Annotated in this window: 19 protein-coding genes; 15 read left to right on the top strand and 4 right to left on the bottom strand. The window is 66.3% G+C overall.

All coding sequences use genetic code 11. The features are described from left to right. Positions 1-547: 547 nt before the first annotated feature. Positions 548-1,204, bottom strand: a complete 657-nt coding sequence (locus tag IF09_RS46660) for a hypothetical protein (protein WP_199920545.1) — start codon at positions 1,202-1,204, stop codon at positions 548-550. A gap of 304 nt (positions 1,205-1,508) precedes the next feature. Here IF09_RS46660 and IF09_RS0138775 point away from each other — a divergent pair, with 304 nt between their 5' ends. Further along, entirely contained in the window at positions 1,509-1,865 is a 357-nt protein-coding gene (locus IF09_RS0138775; RefSeq protein WP_324606893.1) for a GntR family transcriptional regulator, read from the top strand. Next, a complete protein-coding gene (locus IF09_RS0138780) occupies positions 1,862-2,443 on the top strand; it encodes an HD domain-containing protein (RefSeq protein ID WP_030304148.1) in 582 nt (193 codons plus the stop codon). Before IF09_RS0138775 ends, IF09_RS0138780 begins: the two co-directional genes overlap by 4 nt. On the opposite strand, the gene IF09_RS0138785 is transcribed toward IF09_RS0138780, so the two are convergent. After that, the gene (locus IF09_RS0138785; protein WP_030304150.1) at positions 2,431-2,904 is read right to left on the bottom strand and encodes an NUDIX hydrolase; all 474 of its coding nucleotides are present in this window, start codon (positions 2,902-2,904) and stop codon (positions 2,431-2,433) included. The two genes, IF09_RS0138780 and IF09_RS0138785, sit on opposite strands and share 13 nt — an antisense overlap. A gap of 2 nt (positions 2,905-2,906) precedes the next feature. Further along, a complete protein-coding gene (locus IF09_RS0138790) occupies positions 2,907-3,665 on the bottom strand; it encodes a helix-turn-helix domain-containing protein (protein ID WP_030304151.1) in 759 nt (252 codons plus the stop codon). Positions 3,666-4,252: 587 nt separating this feature from the next. Between IF09_RS0138790 and IF09_RS0138795 the strand changes: the two genes are divergently transcribed. From IF09_RS0138795 to IF09_RS0138850, 13 genes are all read left to right on the top strand, one after another. After that, entirely contained in the window at positions 4,253-4,522 is a 270-nt protein-coding gene (locus IF09_RS0138795; protein WP_030304152.1) for a DUF6284 family protein, read from the top strand. After that, entirely contained in the window at positions 4,519-4,674 is a 156-nt protein-coding gene (locus IF09_RS46165) for a hypothetical protein (RefSeq protein WP_158710201.1), read from the top strand. The genes IF09_RS0138795 and IF09_RS46165 overlap by 4 nt, the downstream gene beginning before the upstream one ends. Beyond that, the gene (locus IF09_RS0138805; RefSeq protein WP_030304154.1) at positions 4,671-5,519 is read left to right on the top strand and encodes a DUF2637 domain-containing protein; all 849 of its coding nucleotides are present in this window, start codon (positions 4,671-4,673) and stop codon (positions 5,517-5,519) included. Before IF09_RS46165 ends, IF09_RS0138805 begins: the two co-directional genes overlap by 4 nt. Next, positions 5,516-5,875 (top strand): RRQRL motif-containing zinc-binding protein, encoded by a 360-nt coding sequence (locus IF09_RS0138810; protein ID WP_030304156.1) that lies wholly within the window; start codon positions 5,516-5,518, stop codon positions 5,873-5,875. The genes IF09_RS0138805 and IF09_RS0138810 overlap by 4 nt, the downstream gene beginning before the upstream one ends. Positions 5,876-5,881: 6 nt before the next feature. Further along, on the top strand, positions 5,882-6,268 hold the full coding sequence (locus IF09_RS0138815) for a DUF6251 family protein (RefSeq protein ID WP_051833644.1): 387 nt from the start codon (positions 5,882-5,884) through the stop codon (positions 6,266-6,268). A 33-nt stretch (positions 6,269-6,301) separates the two neighbouring features. Beyond that, positions 6,302-6,472, top strand: a complete 171-nt coding sequence (locus IF09_RS46170) for a hypothetical protein (protein ID WP_158710202.1) — start codon at positions 6,302-6,304, stop codon at positions 6,470-6,472. A 79-nt stretch (positions 6,473-6,551) separates the two neighbouring features. After that, positions 6,552-6,785: a DUF6257 family protein gene (locus tag IF09_RS0138825; RefSeq protein WP_030304160.1), complete on the top strand. Its 234-nt coding sequence runs from the start codon at positions 6,552-6,554 to the stop codon at positions 6,783-6,785. A 92-nt stretch (positions 6,786-6,877) separates the two neighbouring features. Further along, positions 6,878-8,992 (top strand): cell division protein FtsK, encoded by a 2,115-nt coding sequence (locus IF09_RS0138830; protein ID WP_030304162.1) that lies wholly within the window; start codon positions 6,878-6,880, stop codon positions 8,990-8,992. A 295-nt stretch (positions 8,993-9,287) separates the two neighbouring features. Next, complete coding sequence (locus tag IF09_RS0138835; RefSeq protein WP_051833646.1) at positions 9,288-10,205, top strand: bifunctional DNA primase/polymerase; 918 nt, start codon at positions 9,288-9,290, stop codon at positions 10,203-10,205. Further along, a complete protein-coding gene (locus tag IF09_RS44260) occupies positions 10,202-10,516 on the top strand; it encodes a hypothetical protein (RefSeq protein WP_234321333.1) in 315 nt (104 codons plus the stop codon). Before IF09_RS0138835 ends, IF09_RS44260 begins: the two co-directional genes overlap by 4 nt. Beyond that, on the top strand, positions 10,513-11,955 hold the full coding sequence (locus IF09_RS0138840) for a DNA primase family protein (RefSeq protein ID WP_037637197.1): 1,443 nt from the start codon (positions 10,513-10,515) through the stop codon (positions 11,953-11,955). Before IF09_RS44260 ends, IF09_RS0138840 begins: the two co-directional genes overlap by 4 nt. Positions 11,956-12,038: 83 nt before the next feature. Beyond that, entirely contained in the window at positions 12,039-12,245 is a 207-nt protein-coding gene (locus IF09_RS0138845) for an excisionase family DNA-binding protein (RefSeq protein WP_030304166.1), read from the top strand. Positions 12,246-12,316: 71 nt separating this feature from the next. Further along, positions 12,317-13,510: a site-specific integrase gene (locus IF09_RS0138850; RefSeq protein ID WP_030304167.1), complete on the top strand. Its 1,194-nt coding sequence runs from the start codon at positions 12,317-12,319 to the stop codon at positions 13,508-13,510. Between the two features lie 233 nt (positions 13,511-13,743). On the opposite strand, the gene IF09_RS46175 is transcribed toward IF09_RS0138850, so the two are convergent. Further along, entirely contained in the window at positions 13,744-14,580 is an 837-nt protein-coding gene (locus IF09_RS46175) for a TRADD-N-associated membrane domain-containing protein (RefSeq protein WP_158710203.1), read from the bottom strand. Between the last annotated feature and the right edge of the window lie 428 nt (positions 14,581-15,008).

Genomic DNA, 15,008 nt, shown 5'->3' on the forward strand with positions numbered 1-15,008 from the left:
GCTTAAGGCAGCGGTAAGCAGGGCCTCAGGAAGGGGGCCTGCGGAGCCCTTCCACCCCAAGGCCTCTGGCTCCCCACCGTCCAGGTCAGTCCAGGAGAATCTGCCCTGTGTCGCCACCGGTGGCTCCCCATCTGGCTCCCCGCGCGCGTCGCTTCCTTCTCACTGGCAGGAAGCCGTGCCCTCATCCCCCCGCTATGCAGACCACGTTCCCACCCCTGCTCCAACCAGATCTGGGTGGCCCGTCATTGGCCATTGTTGGCGGCCCTGCCCCTCTCGGGGCGGCGACGAACGGCCCAGACCCCCGCCGCCCTCGGCCGGAACAGGGGGCATCGTCATATGCGTTCAGTAGTTCGACGGAGCGGCGTTCGTCATCAACAAGGCGGACGCGGCTCTGATCGTGACCATTGGAAGCGTCACGGCCCCCCCCCCCGCAGCCAGGCTCGCCCGAGTTGCGGAAATTCTGATCATCCAAGCCGATTTGGTCAGTCGATGGGCCGATGGGAGTGACCCGCCTCCCTGAAAGTGAGTGCCATTTGGCGATGCGTATTTAGGCGGGGTATCTCAGAATGAAGGCGCGCAAGCCTTCGATGAAGAGTCGCACCAGAGGATCGTCGTAGGTTCCGTAGTCCCCGTGAGCGGCCTTGTTGCGTAGGTCCAGCCATGCAGTGACTTGCTTTTGCTGCAAACCGTCATAAACACCCGACTTCTTCAGGTCGGCGTTCATGGCGTCCGCTTTCTTCGGCGACCCGTTGGGGTGTTCGATAGCAATGCCATGCTTGGCGCACAATGCGCGCACGTGGACTTCGAGGGACGTACCTGCGATCACGGCAGCCGGATCCTTGTATCCAGCCCCGAGTAGGTCTTCCGACATTTCCAGGTAGTCGCTATATGTTTCGGCGTGTACTAGCTCAACGACCGAGCTAAGCCAGCCTGCTTGGATGTCGTCTCGGAGAGCCTTAACGGCCGACGAGGTGGAATCCAGCCTGCCTCTCATTACCCGAGCGCGCGCCCGCTCGACCTGCATCCAGTACGCAGAATCGGGTGCGCTAATCCGCTGTATTGCCGCCTCCATCCGAGTGATAACGGTTTGGGCGTGTGAATAGTTATGCTCGGCTTCGAAAGTGTCCGGGTCGATGCAGGTGAGCTGTTCACCCTGCTTGATGAGTTCATCGAGCTGAGCAATGATCCTATCTGCGTCCTTCATGCTTGACCCCTCCCAAACCTCCACAAGCGGAACACGGGAGCTTACAGCCCTGCGCTCACCAGAGGAAGGCGGTTTCATGAGGTGCAAGACTTGAGTACAGCTAGGTCTCCCAGCTTGTATGGCGGTTGCGGCACAAGGCGCAGCGAATGCGACCCTTGACTGCTACGTGATGAGGAGCGAGCGAGGAGATGATGTGACAGGGAAGGCCAGCCCTCGTGGCACCTACATGAGGATCGCCGACGGCATCAGAGCGCAGATCGTGGCGGACGTGGCCATGGGAGAGCTTCCGTCACTGGCGGAGATCATGTCCACCTACGAAGTCTCGCGTGGCGTTGCTCTTCGAGCCTTCCGCGTGCTCCACGAGGAGGGGATTGCGGAACCCGTTCCCGGCTCTCGGTGGCGCGTCGTCCGAGATGGGGATGTGACAGACCGAAGGCCGCTACCCGAGCGCATTGCGGCTCTGATCACGGCTGAAGGCCTGGAGGCCGGGGCAGCCTTCCTTAGTGAAGGGGAGCTGAGCGACCGGCTCGGAGTGTCTCGCCCCACCGTTAGCAAGGCGCTAGCTCAGCTGGAAGCTGCCGGTCTGCTTACTGAGGGTGGCCAGGGCAGGCGGCGCGCAGTGCGGGCTGTACCAACCCAACAGGAGGACTCGAAGTCTTGAGTACTGCAACGCTTACGGAGTGGGCTTACCCGCTTGCGGAGTCCCTTCTGTCTGACCCGCTTCCCCGACGTTGGCGGCACTCCCTCGGCGTGGCGCAGCGGGCTCGGGCCATCGCGGAAATTGTGGGGCCAGATGCAGAGCTCCTGGAAGCAGCTGCCGTCCTGCATGACATCGGGTACTCACCGGACCTGGCCAAGACAGGTTTCCACCCGCTAGACGGCGCCCGGTACCTCCGAGATGTGGCCAACGCAGACGAGCGGGTTGTACGGCTCGTTGCCCACCACTCCTGCGCTTGGATGGAGGCGGAAGCCCGCGGCCTGCGTGAGGAGCTCGAAGGTGAGTTCCCGCGCGAAGACCCTCGCCTTGCAGATGCTCTCTGCTTCTGTGACATGAACACCACGCCGGACGGCACTCCCACGAACCCTGTCGACCGAATCAACGAGATCGCAGGTCGCTACGGGTCCGACAGCCTGATCGGGCAGTTCATCCGGCGCGCCGAGCCGGAGATCCTGTTGTGCACGGTTCGAGTGCTCACCAGGGTCTCCGAGGCGAAGGCCGGCACGACTCAGCCGATGTAGGGCGCGCTCCGGGTTGCATCCAGAGCGTGCTGGATGCGGAGCCACATTGTGGAGTGGATATCGAGGTCGGCCAGGTCCGCGGGGGGCACCCAGCGGACCTGCGTCGTCTCGTTGCTCGTGCGGATCTCCCCGCCCACCAGCCGCGCCCGGAAACAGATGCTGAACTGCTGCCGCGCCTCGCCGTCGTCGTAGAGCATCACGTGCCCGGGGTCGGTGTAGATGCCGGACAGGTCGAGGACTTCGGCCTCAATACCTGTCTCTTCCCAGACCTCGCGCACGACGGTGTCACTGATGGACTCACCGACGTCGTGCCCTCCGCCGGGGAGGGCCCAGCGGCCGTTGTCGGAGCGCTGGATCATCAGCACCTCGTCGGCATCGTTCTGGACGAAGGCCACGACGGAGGGGACGACGCTGTTGGCGGGCGGTGCGTCAGGGTCGTGAAGGTAGTCGATGCGTCCCATGGTCATGCTCCCGTGAAGTCGTGGTCGGTCACCTGGCGCGCCCGCCCCCAGGTCTGTTCGATGCTATTCGCGTACGTGTCGAAGAGGCCGCCCCCAGGGAGCCGCCGCAGGTGGAGGACCGGGGCCAAGTAGGCTCCGATGCCGTACACATGGGTGTTCACGAGCATCTCGTCGTCGGCGCGGAACAGCGAGTTGTACAGCGTCGCGTCGTGCAGCCGGATCCCGATATCCGGGTGGCTGGCGAGTAGTGGCCGGTAGTTCATGAGGGCATTGCGGATCTTGCCATCCATGATCCTGTGCCCCTCGTCGATGCCCCGCTGTCGGACGGCATCGCATGCAGGATCCCCAAGCAGCAGTCGTACTTGGGCGTTGTTCGACACCTTGCCCTTCAGGATCTTGTGGAATTCCGGGTCCTCGGATAGCCAAAGTCCCGCGTAAACGAGCACGTCAACGTACGTTTGGGCGCGGTCGTACATCTCGCGCCAAAGCCCCGCCGGCACCATGTGCCTGTGGGGGTAGATGGTCACGATCTCGGCTTTGCTGAGGTCGGTGGACGACTCGACCGCCCGTTCGTCGTCCCACAGGGTGGTGACGCCGACGCCCAGCTCAGCCGCTACGGCGTACTGGTGGCGCCGGTACGGGACTTTGCCCTGCGTGATCCAGCGTTCCACGGTCTTCGCGTTGACGCCGAGGGCATCGGCGAGTTGCTGGATGGTCATTCCCTTCAGGAGCAGGGCCGACCGTAAGCGCTCGTTGGGCATCTACACCCCCGGTGGGACGTCTTGGGAGCTCTTGACGGTAGCCAGAACGCCCCGACGTGTCCATGCGCGGGGTAAACAACGCCTCTGACCTGGCCCGATTCTGATGGTGCGCCAGGAAGTCCCGGTGCGAAGCAACGAACCTCCGCGGATCTGCTTGACGCACGTCGATGCAGTACCTGTAATAGAGGAATAGAGGTACTGCATCGGTTCCGCAAGGAACGCGGAGCGAAGCCTTACCCCTGCCATGCCTGCTCCGGCTGGTCCCCGTGCTTCCCGCACGGGATCCCTCTGGGTTTCCACGTCCAGTCGGGAGCGATTGCGCTTTGACAACTGAACAGTGTGGTCACCGCCTCCTCTAGCTGAAAAGGCGGTCAGCGCGGCTGAGGTTCGCGCACTCAACCCTTCCGCGACCCGTTCGAGGCTGCGGCCGGTTGCCTCTTCCGCCCGTCTGGCGCTTTGGCGTCGTACGGGCGGGGTCGAGGGGAGCCGGAGTTCTTCCGCTTCACCCGCAATGCAGTGCAGCCCCCGGCGCTCGAACGCCGGGGGCTGCTGTTCGGGCCCGTTCCTCCGTAGAAGGAGCAAGACCCATGGAATCCATCGCTGCACTTCAGAACCGTGTTACCCCGTGGTCCGACGGCTTGGGGCCGACGGACGCGCAGCTGGACGTGATCGAGGTCGAGATGCCGGTCATCTCGGCGGAGATCGAGCTGCTCGACGTACGCATCGCCCTGCTGGACCGGCCGATCACCGAGTTGGACGAGCGGCGGATCCGCAGGGCTCGCCGGCGGCTGCTGGCCGCGCGCCGGGAGCTGACCGGCAAGGCCGTGGCCTCTTCGCTCCCGGAGGTGAGGGCGTGAGGACCTTCCTCCGCAGGCTCTTCGCCGCGCCCCGGCCGGCCGCTCCCACCCCGCCCGCTTCCACGGACCTCCCGGACGAAGACGCCGACTGGTGGGGGCCGTCGTGGATCTGGGTGGCCGGTGACCTCGACGACGAAGAGGCCGACCGGTGAACGTGGCAGGCAAGAGGATGCTGGTGGTGGCCCTAGTGGCCGTGGTCGGCATGGCGTTCCGGGTCTCCTGGAACGCTCTGCGGGACATCGCCACCGCGATCGGTGCGGACGGCGCGGCGGCGACGCTCTACCCGTTCGTGGTTGACGGCCTGATGGCCCTCGCCCTGGTCGCCGCGCTCGTGCTCACCGGTGATGCCCGCCTCTTCGCACTGCGGGTGCTGGCCGGATACACGATCGCCTCACTCGCCCTGAACTACGTGCACGGCCTGGCCCCTGCGCTGCATGGCGGGGCAGTCGGCTGGGGTCGACTGGCCGCCAACAACTGGGCGAACTGGCCCCTGGTGCTGCTGGCGACGTCGCTGCCGGTCGGGTCGATCTACTTCGGCTCCGATCTGGTCGCCAAGGTCCTGCACCACCGGCCCCCGATCGAGCCGACTGCGCAGGAATCGGTGCAGATCGATGTAAATCGGTCGATGGTTGAGCAGGGAGAACCAGCGATCGAAGAGGCCACGCGGCCGCCTGCTCTGCAGCCGGTGCCGGTCGATGTGCTCGAGGTGGTCGACCCGATCGCCGTCCGGGTGCCGGTGGCTGCTGCTGAGGTTCCGCGTTCGCGTCGGGCGACTGGTCGGGTTCCGGAGTCGGCCCGATCGGCTCGACCGGTCCGCACGGCGGAAGAGCTTCTCTCCGAGGCTCGGAGCATCACCGAAGCGTGGCCGGTCGAGGACCTGACGGGTGAGCGGATCCGCAAGGCCCTGCGTACCTCCCCGGCCAAGGCCCGCGTCCTGCGCGAGACCTTGAAGGGCGAGCGGGCCGCGAATGCTGCCGCTGAGGCGGTGGCCGGATGACCCTCTGCATCGATCCGACCGGCGCCCGCTACGGGATACCCACCTTCCCCTGGCGACTGGCCCCGGACGGGCTCGCCACACGACGGCAGTTACGGGCCCTGGGGCTGCGGCCCGGGGGTCAGGACATCGCGGGTCAGGTCCTGCGTCCCCGCTACCGGCGCGGCCCGTTGGCCGCGTTTCTGTACCGCGTCGACCGTGCCCTGCCGGTCCGGCCGATAACCCCTGCCAAACAGGCGGCCCTGGACCGTGCGAACGCGGCCCGCCGCACCTGCCCGCAGTGTCGCCAGGACGCCGGATACGTCATCCCGGCCTCGCTCGGCCTGTGCGTCCCCTGCGCCTACCCCGAAGCCTCCTGACGGGAGATGACTGTGAACCACCTGCCCCAACCCGTCCGACCGTCCGGCGTCGTGCAACTCCCGGACGGGACCCACGTCTACACCGAGAACCTGCCTGCTGCCCACACGGGGCCGCAGGTCGTCCACCAGCACATCCACCAGGCCCCGCCCGACCGCACCGTCCAGCGCATCGCGCTCGGCTCCGGGGTCGGAGCCGGAGCCGTCGCGGCCGGCGTCTACTTCGGCCCGCTGCTCGTGGCGGCCCTGGCTTCCATGGCCGCGAGCCTCGCGTTCGTGGCCTTCCTCGCTCTGATGCTCGGCTGGGGCGTCCACACCGTCGTGAAGTCGGTCGGCACCCCCGAGGGCGCTGCGGCCGCGAAGAACGTGCGCAAGGCCCGTCGCCGTCGCGGCTGACCCCTCCCCCTCACCGTCTTGAGGAGTTTTCGCATGCTCACGACCATCAGCCGCTACCTGCTCATCGCCCTTCTCGGCCTCGCCCTCGGAATGGCCCTGCTGTGGGTCCAGCGGACCTGCGGCCGCCAGATCGGATGGACCGCCTTCCTGGCCGTCGAAGCCGCACTCGCCATCCGGATCCTGCTGCTCTCGCGCCACCGCTGACGGCTGCCCGATCCATCCGGCCACGGTGCCGGGTGGTGAGGGGAGCCGGACAGACCGGCCCCGGAAGGAGCTGCACGCCATGGCGAAGGACCCGAAGTTCACCGCTCGTGAGATCACTCAGATCGGCTGGTACACGGCCCGGATGGCCAAGCGCGGCATCGCCGGGGAGAACGTCCACCTCGGCGACCTGCAGAAGAAGGTCGACCGGATCATCGACGGCGCCCGCGAACGCGAGGAGCGCCAGGCCGCCGACGCGGCCGAGGCCGAGAAGGCCGCCCGCAAGGCCAGGGCCAAGAACCTCAAGACGAATTAGCTGTGCCCCGGCGCGGCCGCCCTCTCGCCAAAGAACGCCGGCCGCCCCGGGCCCTACCCGCCCACTTGTCAGCGAGAGCAGGAGTTCTCAGCATGACCGACAACGTCGTCCCCCTGTTCAAAGACCCCCAGACTTCCACCGACACGATCCCCGCGGCGGATCCCGGACTGGCCGCACCCGACACCGTGCGTCCGGTCGGCGTGTGGCGCCGGCGCGGGCGGGGCCTGCGTGCGGCCGTGACCGACGAGCGCACCCGTACGGCTGCCCGGCTGGTGGCTCGGCACGGCATGTACGTCATCGGCGGGACCCGGATCACGGCCAAGAGGACGTGGGACGGGCGGACCGCGTCCCGGTACGAGCGGATGATCCGCGCCGCTGAAGCCGCGGGGAACTTCGAGGAGGCCAAGGAGTGGGAGGACCGACTCACTCGCTACCGGGCCGCCCGCCACCACCGCCGCATGGACCTGATCAAGGCCCCCAAGGACATGGCCCTGAACGCCCTCTACGGGACCGGCCTCACCATCGGTGGGCTGCTCCTGCTGGGGATCGTGCTGGCCATAGCGAACAAGGACATCACGTGGGTGATCGGCCCGATCGGTGCGGTGATCGAGGCGATCCGGTGGGCGGTCATGGTCGCCACCGTGGTGTGGGGCCCGGCCGTCACGGTCGGCCCGTGGCTAGGGTTACTGGCTCTGTGGGGCGTCGGCCGCCGCCAGGAGACCGCACCGCAGTGGGCGCTCCCCGCCCAGCAGCGTGACGACGCGGGAGCACCGATCACCCCGTCGATCGTGGTCACCGCCCTGCGCGACCTGGGAATTGCTCCCCTGCGCAAGGCCATCAAGGATATGGGGGATGCCGGAGCAGCGATGCTCGGCCCGATCCGGATCGCCGGATGCGGCGTGGAAGTCGACGTCACCCTCCCGTCCGGCGTATCGACCGCCGAGGTACAGGGCCGCCGCAGGAAGCTCGCCGAGAACCTGGCCCGCCACGAACACGAAGTGTTCATCACCCTGCCGGCCGCCGCTCGTACGGTCCGGTTGTGGATCGCCGATTCCGGCGCGCTGGACGAGCCGATCGGCCCGTCCCCGCTGGTCACCGACGAGACGCTGACCGCGAACTACAAGACCGGTAAGGCCCCTTGGGGTCAGGACCTGCGGGGCGACGGGGCCACGCTCAGCGTCTATCAGCGGATGCTGTTGATCACGGGTCTGTCGAACCAAGGCAAGACGGCCGCGCTGCGCGCACTCGCCCTGTGGGCTGCCCTCGACCGCACGGTCGAGTTCCGGATCGCCGACCTCAAGGGCGTCGGGGACTGGGACATGTTCGACGGTATGGCTACGACCCTGATCCAGGGCCCGACCGACGAGCACGTCATCAGGGCAACGGAGATGGTGGAGGGGCTGGTCGCGGAGATGGAACGCCGGATCCAGGCCCCGGCCGGTACCACGTTCACGCCGCTGATCGGCATCGTCGATGAGGCGCAGGTCGCGTTCATGTGCCCCGCCATCGACAGCGAGAAGAAGCCCTATGGCGGCAGCAAGGCCACGTCGCGGTACTTCATGGCCGTCAGGAAGATCCACAACCAGGGCCGGGCCGTGGACGTCCTGCTGTGGGAGGGCACGCAGGACCCTACCGACCAGAACCTTCCCAAGCTCGTCCGTGAAGGCGCCCACACCCGCATCTCGCTCGTCCTCGGCACCGAGTCGCAGGCGCGCATGGCGCTGGGAGACAAGGCCGTCGACGGCGGCGCCGCACCCCACCTGCTCCGCCAGGGCCTCGACAAGGGCACCGTGGTCGTCGCCTCCGACGGCATCACCATCCCCGCCGGGCAAGCCTCCATCACCGTGCGCACCCACTACATCGACACCGACACCGCCGCCCTCGTCGCCGACCGAGCCAAGGCCCTGCGATCCGGCATCGTCACCGCCCACACCACCCCGGACGAAGACGCGCACGACCCGCTCGCAGACATCCTCACCGTGCTCGGCACCGAGACCCGCGTCCTGACGCAGGAGGCGCTGAAGCGGCTGGCCGCGCTGAACGGCAAGGCGTACGGGCGTTGGTCGTTCATCGACCTCAAGCGCGTCCTGGACGGCACCGGCGCGGAGCCGTACAAGTCCGACGGTCGCATGGTCATCGGCCGCGAACGCGTCGCCCGCGTCCTCGCCAACCGCCCCGACACCGGTTCCGCTTCCGCCGCCGAGTAGAGGGAGCCGACCCCCGCACGGTCAGGGAGGCAGGGAGAACTCCCTGAGCTCCTCCCTGACCTGCCTCCCTGGCTCTGACCTGCGCAAATGATCTGCGAGGGAGGCAGGGAGGCGTCGCAGGTCAGGCCCCCGAAACCCCTTCCACACGCACCCCGGCAGGGGGTGCCCAAGCCTCCCTGCAGGACCAACAGCAGGGATTCCGCTTCGCCCGTCCGACATGCCGAGAGCGGCCCCCACTCACGCCAATGATTGGGGCCGCTCTCGTCCAGCACGCTCAAGAACTGGAGAGACCAGCATGACCCACCCGACCGACTTCCCGCGAGACCTCGCCCGCCAGGCCTTACCCGAACACCTCCGCACCGCGCTCTGGCTCGCCGATCTCGGGTTGCCCGTACTGCCGCTGCGGGCAGGCAAGCTCCCGTTCGGGAACTGCCCGGCATGCGCGGACTCGGCGTGCGGCGACCGGCCCCACATGAAGGCTGCCGGGCCCTGCCAGTGCCCCGCCCCCTGCCACGCGTGGGCCGCCGCCACGACCGACCCCGCCGTACTGACCTGCCGGGAGTGGGCCCGGGCCTGGCAGCAGGCCGCAGCGGTCGCCTACCACCCTGGCGGGGGCGGTTTCACGGTTGTGGACCTCGACAACGCCGATGCCGTTGCTTGGGCCCGCCGGTCGCTTCCCGTGACCAAGACCGTGCCGACGACGCGCGGGGAGCACTGGATCTACCGGGGCTCGATGCAGTCCGCCAATCATGTCCGGCCGGGCGTCGACATCAAGTCCCTCATGTCGTACACCGTGTGGCGGGGCCCCGGCACCGGCCCCATCACTGTCCTGACGGATGCCGTCCGCGCGCTGGTCCTGAAGGAAGAGACCACCCGGCCCCTTCGCGGGGAGGTGGACTCTTCGTCTCCCGCCCGCGCCCGGTGGGACCGGTCCGTGGCCACCGGATGTCGCCACACCGACACCTACGTCCAGACCGCCCTGGACCGCGGACTGGCCATGGTCGCCGCCTGCCGCGACGAGGGCGCCGGCAGCACCGCCTACGGAGTCGCCCGCTTCCTCGCCAACCAGCACACCTCATGCCCCGGCCCCTGCGGCCTGGAGGCCATCGAACGCCAGATCATCGACACCGCCGTCGCCGTGGGCGTCCCCGAGAAGTACGCCGCCCGCGCAGTCACCAACGGCTTCAACGCGGTTGCGGTGAGGACATCGTGACCACCCACCCCCGCTCCGCCGAACCGGCCCCCACTCCGGACGGCAGTAGCGCGCCGAAGGTCGTCGCCGAAGGCGTCCCTTCTGCCCTTCGCTCTGACCCGCGCTGGGACGACGGGCGCCGCCCCGTCGCCTGGCTCCACATCAACGCCCCCGGACGCGGCGTGACCCCGTCCGTTCGGTCCTGGTGCGCGTGTGGGCGGGACCTGTTTGCCGCCGGCCAGTGGCGGGCGCTCGCCCTGATCGCCGACCACGAGCACCACCGCGCCGTGTGCTCCCACATCACTCCGCAGGAAGGGAGGAAGGCCGCATGAGCCTCGCCAAGGAGCTCTCCGCTCCGTCCAACCCGATGGCTGTCGCCCGCCGGATCGTGCCCGGATGGGAAGACGAGCAGGGGCGCTTGCGGTGCAGGCGGTGGCGGGGGGCGTGGATGCGCTGGACCGGTACCTGCTGGCGCGAGTTCGAGGAGCAGCAGATGCGCGCCGCCCTCTACAAGCAGTTGGAGCACGCCACCTACGTGGCCGGCACCGACAAGGATGGTCTGCCGGAGGTCAGGGACTGGGCGCCCACCCGCACCAAGCTCAGTAACCTGCTGGACGCCCTGTCCGCCATCACCCTCCTGCCCTCGGAGGTGGACGCCCCCTCCTGGATCGACCGGGAGGCGTCCGCGGCGGACCGCAGCCCGATCGTCGCCTGTCAGAACGGGCTCCTGCGGATCCGAGACCGGGCGCTGCTACCGCACACGCCCGGCTTCTTCAACCTAGTCTCGGTGCCGTTCGCCTACGACAGGCACGCGACGGCCCCGGCCTGGGAGAAGTTCCTGCACCAGCTTTGGCCCGACGACCCCAGCGCCATTCAAGCCTTGCAGGAGTGGTTCGGCTACGTCCTCTCCGGCCGCACCGACCAGCAGAAGATCCTGCTCATGAAAGGCCCCACCCGGTCCGGGAAGGGCACCATCACCCGGATCCTGACCGAGTTCGTCGGCAAGAAAAACATCGCCGGACCCACCCTGGCCAGCCTCGGCACAAACTTCGGACTGTCCTCGCTCGTCGACAAGCCCCTAGCTGTCATCTCCGATGCCCGCCTGACGGGCAACGAGGGAGGTCAGGTGGTCGAGCGGCTCCTCACGATCTCTGGCGAGGACACCATCGACATCGACCGGAAGTACCGCGACCTGTGGACCGGGAAACTGCCGACCCGGTTGATGATCCTCACCAACGAACTGCCCAGCTTCGGGGACAGCAGCGGCGTGATCGCCCGACGGTTCATCGTCCTCAACATGACCGTCTCCTGGCTCGGGAAGGAAGACACCACCCTCGACGAGTCCCTCAAGCGCGAGATGCCCGGAATCCTGAACTGGGCCCTCGACGGCCTTGCCCGTCTCCAGGAGACCGGCCGGATCACCCAGCCCGCTTCCTCCCAGGACGCGATCACGATCATGCAGGACACCGCATCCCCCACCAGCGCATTCGTCCGCGAGCGCTGCACCACCGGTCCCGACTGTGCCGTGCCCGTGGACGCCCTGTGGAACGTTTGGCGCGAGTGGGCCGAGGACAACGGCGTACGCGCCGGAACCAAGCAGGTCTTCGGCCGCAACCTCCAGTCCGTCGTCCCCCAGCTCCACCGGGAACGCCCACGCGACGAGTACGGCCGGCAGGTTCCGACGTACACCGGGATCACGCTCAACCAGTCCGCTCCACATTCCCCTGAGTCGCGACTCAAGCGACTCAACCCCGCTCAGACCGCCCTCTGAGCCGCGCTGAGTCGCTTGAGTCGCGACTCAACGCAATGTGAATCCAACATCGCCCAAGACTGAGGAAGGACAGAGACCTCCCCATGGCTCTCGTGGTGGTACCTGAGAGGCGACTGCACAGCGTGGAGGAAGCCGCGGAACTCTTGAGCGTGGGCCGCTCCACCGCCTACGAGGAGATCAGGCTGGGCCGTCTGCGCACTGTGCGCTCTGGCCGGCGACGGCTTGTCCCCACCGAGTACGTCGACGAGTACGTCGAACTACTCAAGCGCGAGGCTGAGGCCGCCGCGTAGCACGAAACGACCCTCAAACGGGGCCGCACCCATATGGGTGCGGCCCCGTTCTAATGCACGAAAGGTGCCACATGGACGGCGAACGTGTGCCCGCCCGTAAGGCGGCGAACGGCGAAGACTCGATCTATTGGGACGCTTCCAAGAGTCGGTACGTCGGCGCGATCTCCCTCGGCTCCACCGCGGCCGGCAAGCGCAACCGAGCCAAGGTCTCTGGGAAGACCAAGACCGATGTCCGGCGGAAGCTGCGAGATCTCAAGAAGGAGCTGGAGAAGGGAGCCAAGGCTCCGGCCAACTACACGGTCAAGCAGGCCGTTGAGGATTGGCTCGTGCAGGGACTCAAGGGCAAGGCGTCCACGAGCGTGGACACCTATCGCAGCCTCGCAGCCACGCACATCTACACGCAGCTGGGCGCAGCCAAGCTGCGCCTGCTGGAGGCCGATGAGGTTGACGAATGGCTCGACGGCCGGGCTGAGCTACTCGCGACGACGTCTCTGCGACTGGTCCTCTCGGTTCTGCGCCGGTCGATCGCGCACGCCCAGCGCAGAGGCAAAGCCGTTCGGAACGTAGCTGAGTTGGTTGAGGCCCCGGAAGGCAGGCAAGGCAGGCCCAGCAAGTCGCTCTCGCTCGAGCAGGGGGAGGCCGTCCTGCGTGCCAAGACAGGCAGTTGGATCCATGCCTACGTGGTGCTGTCGTTGCTGGTGGGGATGCGGCCGGAAGAAACTCGCCCGCTTACCTGGTCGCATGTTCACACCGGACTCCCCGATGGGCGACCGCCGTACGTCGACGTTTGGCGCTCCGTTCGCAGCCACGGCGACACGAAGACTCGGAAGAGCCGCCGATCCCTAGCCATGCCCAAGCAGGTAGCCGCGGTGATGGATGCCTACTGCACACGGCAGCAGGCCGAGGCCAAGGCCGCCGGTCGAGAGTGGACTAGCGAGGGTCTCGTCTTCCCCACAGAGGACGGGAAACTGCGGACGGCCTTGAACGTGCGACGCAACTTCCGCATTCTGCTGAAAGAGGCTGGCATCCAACGGCCGGCGGAATGGACGACACGAGAGCTGCGGACGAGTTTCGTATCGCTGCTCTCCGACCACGGTCTATCCATCGAAGTGATCGCCCGCATCGTCGGACACAGCGGCAGCAGCACGACCGAGCAGGTCTACCGGAAGCAGCTGCGGCCCGTCATCGCCGAGGGCGCTGAGGCCATGGACGAGATCTTCTCGGGGGGTGAAGGCGCGGCTCCTATTTCGCCCGGGACGACATGAGTCACTGGATCCTCGTTTGGTTCCGAAGAGCCAAACGAGGATCGTCATCATGTAGTTGGCATCGCCCACAATATTCCGAAGTAGAGGGCAGGCGTAGAGAGTGATTAAGTCAGGTCCAGCCGCTCAGGAACTGGGTTCTCTGGGTGTAATAGGGAGTCGAGTTTGCCCCGTATTCTAGTCGGAGCCATCTCGCTGGCAGTGTCGCAGCGAAATGGATGTCGACGTCATCATCATCAGTCACCCTGGGGGTGACTGGCTAGGTTCTCTGGTGAAATTTCAAGGTCGGCGGGGCGTGACGCAATGAGGGTGATGATGTCGCGGATTGCTGCCGTTTGATTTTCAGAGTCCAAGCGGTCGAGGAGGCGTTCAGCGGCGAGAAGATTCAAGAACTGCACGGGCTGATTAAAATAGGCGCGCAACTGATCAGAGGCCCTATCCTGCGTTTTTATGTATGTTGCGCCTATGTAAGCGGAGAGGCCCCCGGCCCCTAGGCCGGCAACGCCGGCAACGACTGAGCCTGTAGGAGAACTCGCCAATCCTGCAACAATCGCGGACACCAGAAGGGTGGCGAGGCCGACGCCTGCGGCTATCCTTCCCCAAAAGAAACTGCGCTGGGCGTGCGTGGTCGTGATTGAATGATAGAGGTCCAGCCTCTTCTGAGTCGCATCCCAGAGTGGAGCCAAATCTGTTGCGCCAGCGCTAATTTCCAGGTCGGCTTTCTTCCACTCCTCTTGCACTTCCCCCAAGAGTAGGCGATCTCGATACGCTTGCTTCCATTCGCTGCGGGTTGACAATTTCCAGAATAGGATGACGTAAACCCACATGCCGATGCCGATGGTTGCTCCGTATGTAGTCGCCATCATTTTCTGGTCAGGTATAATGGCGGCCGTGAGAATTGCACCCACGGCGGCGGGGATTGGTGTGAAGAAAATAAAATAGAGAGTTAAGCGCTTCGCCTTTCTGTACTCCTCTGATCTTCTCCACGCTTGACGCTCTCGGGCGGCTTTTATCTTTTTGTCATTAGGCAATTCGGGAGGTGCGGGTTCCTGGCTCATGACCTTCACCACCATCTGCGACTCATACAAATAGTGTGCGTCGGGTTGGATGGTTTCGCTACGTAGGACGGAACTTCCGCAGCCAGTTGGATGAGGCTGGCGTCGATCGGCTACAGGAGCGGACGAGAGAGCTTCGTAGGATCTGCTCTCCGACCACTGCATCCCGATCGAGGTCATCGCACGGCCAGACATGCTGGCAGCAGTTACGACCGAGCGGGCGTATCGGAGGCGGCAGCTGCGGCCCGTCATCGCCGAGGACGCTGAGGCCATGGATGAGACCTTCTCGGAAGATGGGGACGAGGCTCCCATCTCGCCGGAATCGATTCATGGGGTGAGTGGCTCCCCCTTTGGCTCCCAGGAGTCAAAGGGGGAGCATTCCTCACATCGTTGACCTGCCAGAACATCCGAATCGAGGTCGCGTGCACGTTAGGGTCCGCTTAAGG

This window comes from Streptomyces katrae, from assembly GCF_000717655.1.
Taxonomy (GTDB): Bacteria; Actinomycetota; Actinomycetes; order Streptomycetales; family Streptomycetaceae; genus Streptomyces; species Streptomyces katrae_B.

Bases quoted from the DNA above. Each gene is read 5' to 3' on its own strand.
- IF09_RS0138845 (WP_030304166.1), top strand. From the start codon at position 12,039: ATGGCTCTCGTGGTGGTACCTGAGAGGCGACTGCACAGCGTGGAGGAA.
- IF09_RS46170 (WP_158710202.1), top strand. From the start codon at position 6,302: ATGCTCACGACCATCAGCCGCTACCTGCTCATCGCCCTTCTCGGCCTC.
- IF09_RS0138815 (WP_051833644.1), top strand. From the start codon at position 5,882: ATGACTGTGAACCACCTGCCCCAACCCGTCCGACCGTCCGGCGTCGTG.
- IF09_RS0138775 (WP_324606893.1), top strand. From the start codon at position 1,509: ATGTCCACCTACGAAGTCTCGCGTGGCGTTGCTCTTCGAGCCTTCCGC.
- IF09_RS0138785 (WP_030304150.1), bottom strand. From the start codon at position 2,904: ATGGGACGCATCGACTACCTTCACGACCCTGACGCACCGCCCGCCAAC.
- IF09_RS0138840 (WP_037637197.1), top strand. From the start codon at position 10,513: ATGAGCCTCGCCAAGGAGCTCTCCGCTCCGTCCAACCCGATGGCTGTC.
- IF09_RS0138850 (WP_030304167.1), top strand. From the start codon at position 12,317: ATGGACGGCGAACGTGTGCCCGCCCGTAAGGCGGCGAACGGCGAAGAC.
- IF09_RS0138810 (WP_030304156.1), top strand. From the start codon at position 5,516: ATGACCCTCTGCATCGATCCGACCGGCGCCCGCTACGGGATACCCACC.
- IF09_RS0138825 (WP_030304160.1), top strand. From the start codon at position 6,552: ATGGCGAAGGACCCGAAGTTCACCGCTCGTGAGATCACTCAGATCGGC.
- IF09_RS46660 (WP_199920545.1), bottom strand. From the start codon at position 1,204: ATGAAGGACGCAGATAGGATCATTGCTCAGCTCGATGAACTCATCAAG.
- IF09_RS0138830 (WP_030304162.1), top strand. From the start codon at position 6,878: ATGACCGACAACGTCGTCCCCCTGTTCAAAGACCCCCAGACTTCCACC.
- IF09_RS0138795 (WP_030304152.1), top strand. From the start codon at position 4,253: ATGGAATCCATCGCTGCACTTCAGAACCGTGTTACCCCGTGGTCCGAC.
- IF09_RS46175 (WP_158710203.1), bottom strand. From the start codon at position 14,580: ATGGTGGTGAAGGTCATGAGCCAGGAACCCGCACCTCCCGAATTGCCT.
- IF09_RS0138790 (WP_030304151.1), bottom strand. From the start codon at position 3,665: ATGCCCAACGAGCGCTTACGGTCGGCCCTGCTCCTGAAGGGAATGACC.
- IF09_RS0138835 (WP_051833646.1), top strand. From the start codon at position 9,288: ATGACCCACCCGACCGACTTCCCGCGAGACCTCGCCCGCCAGGCCTTA.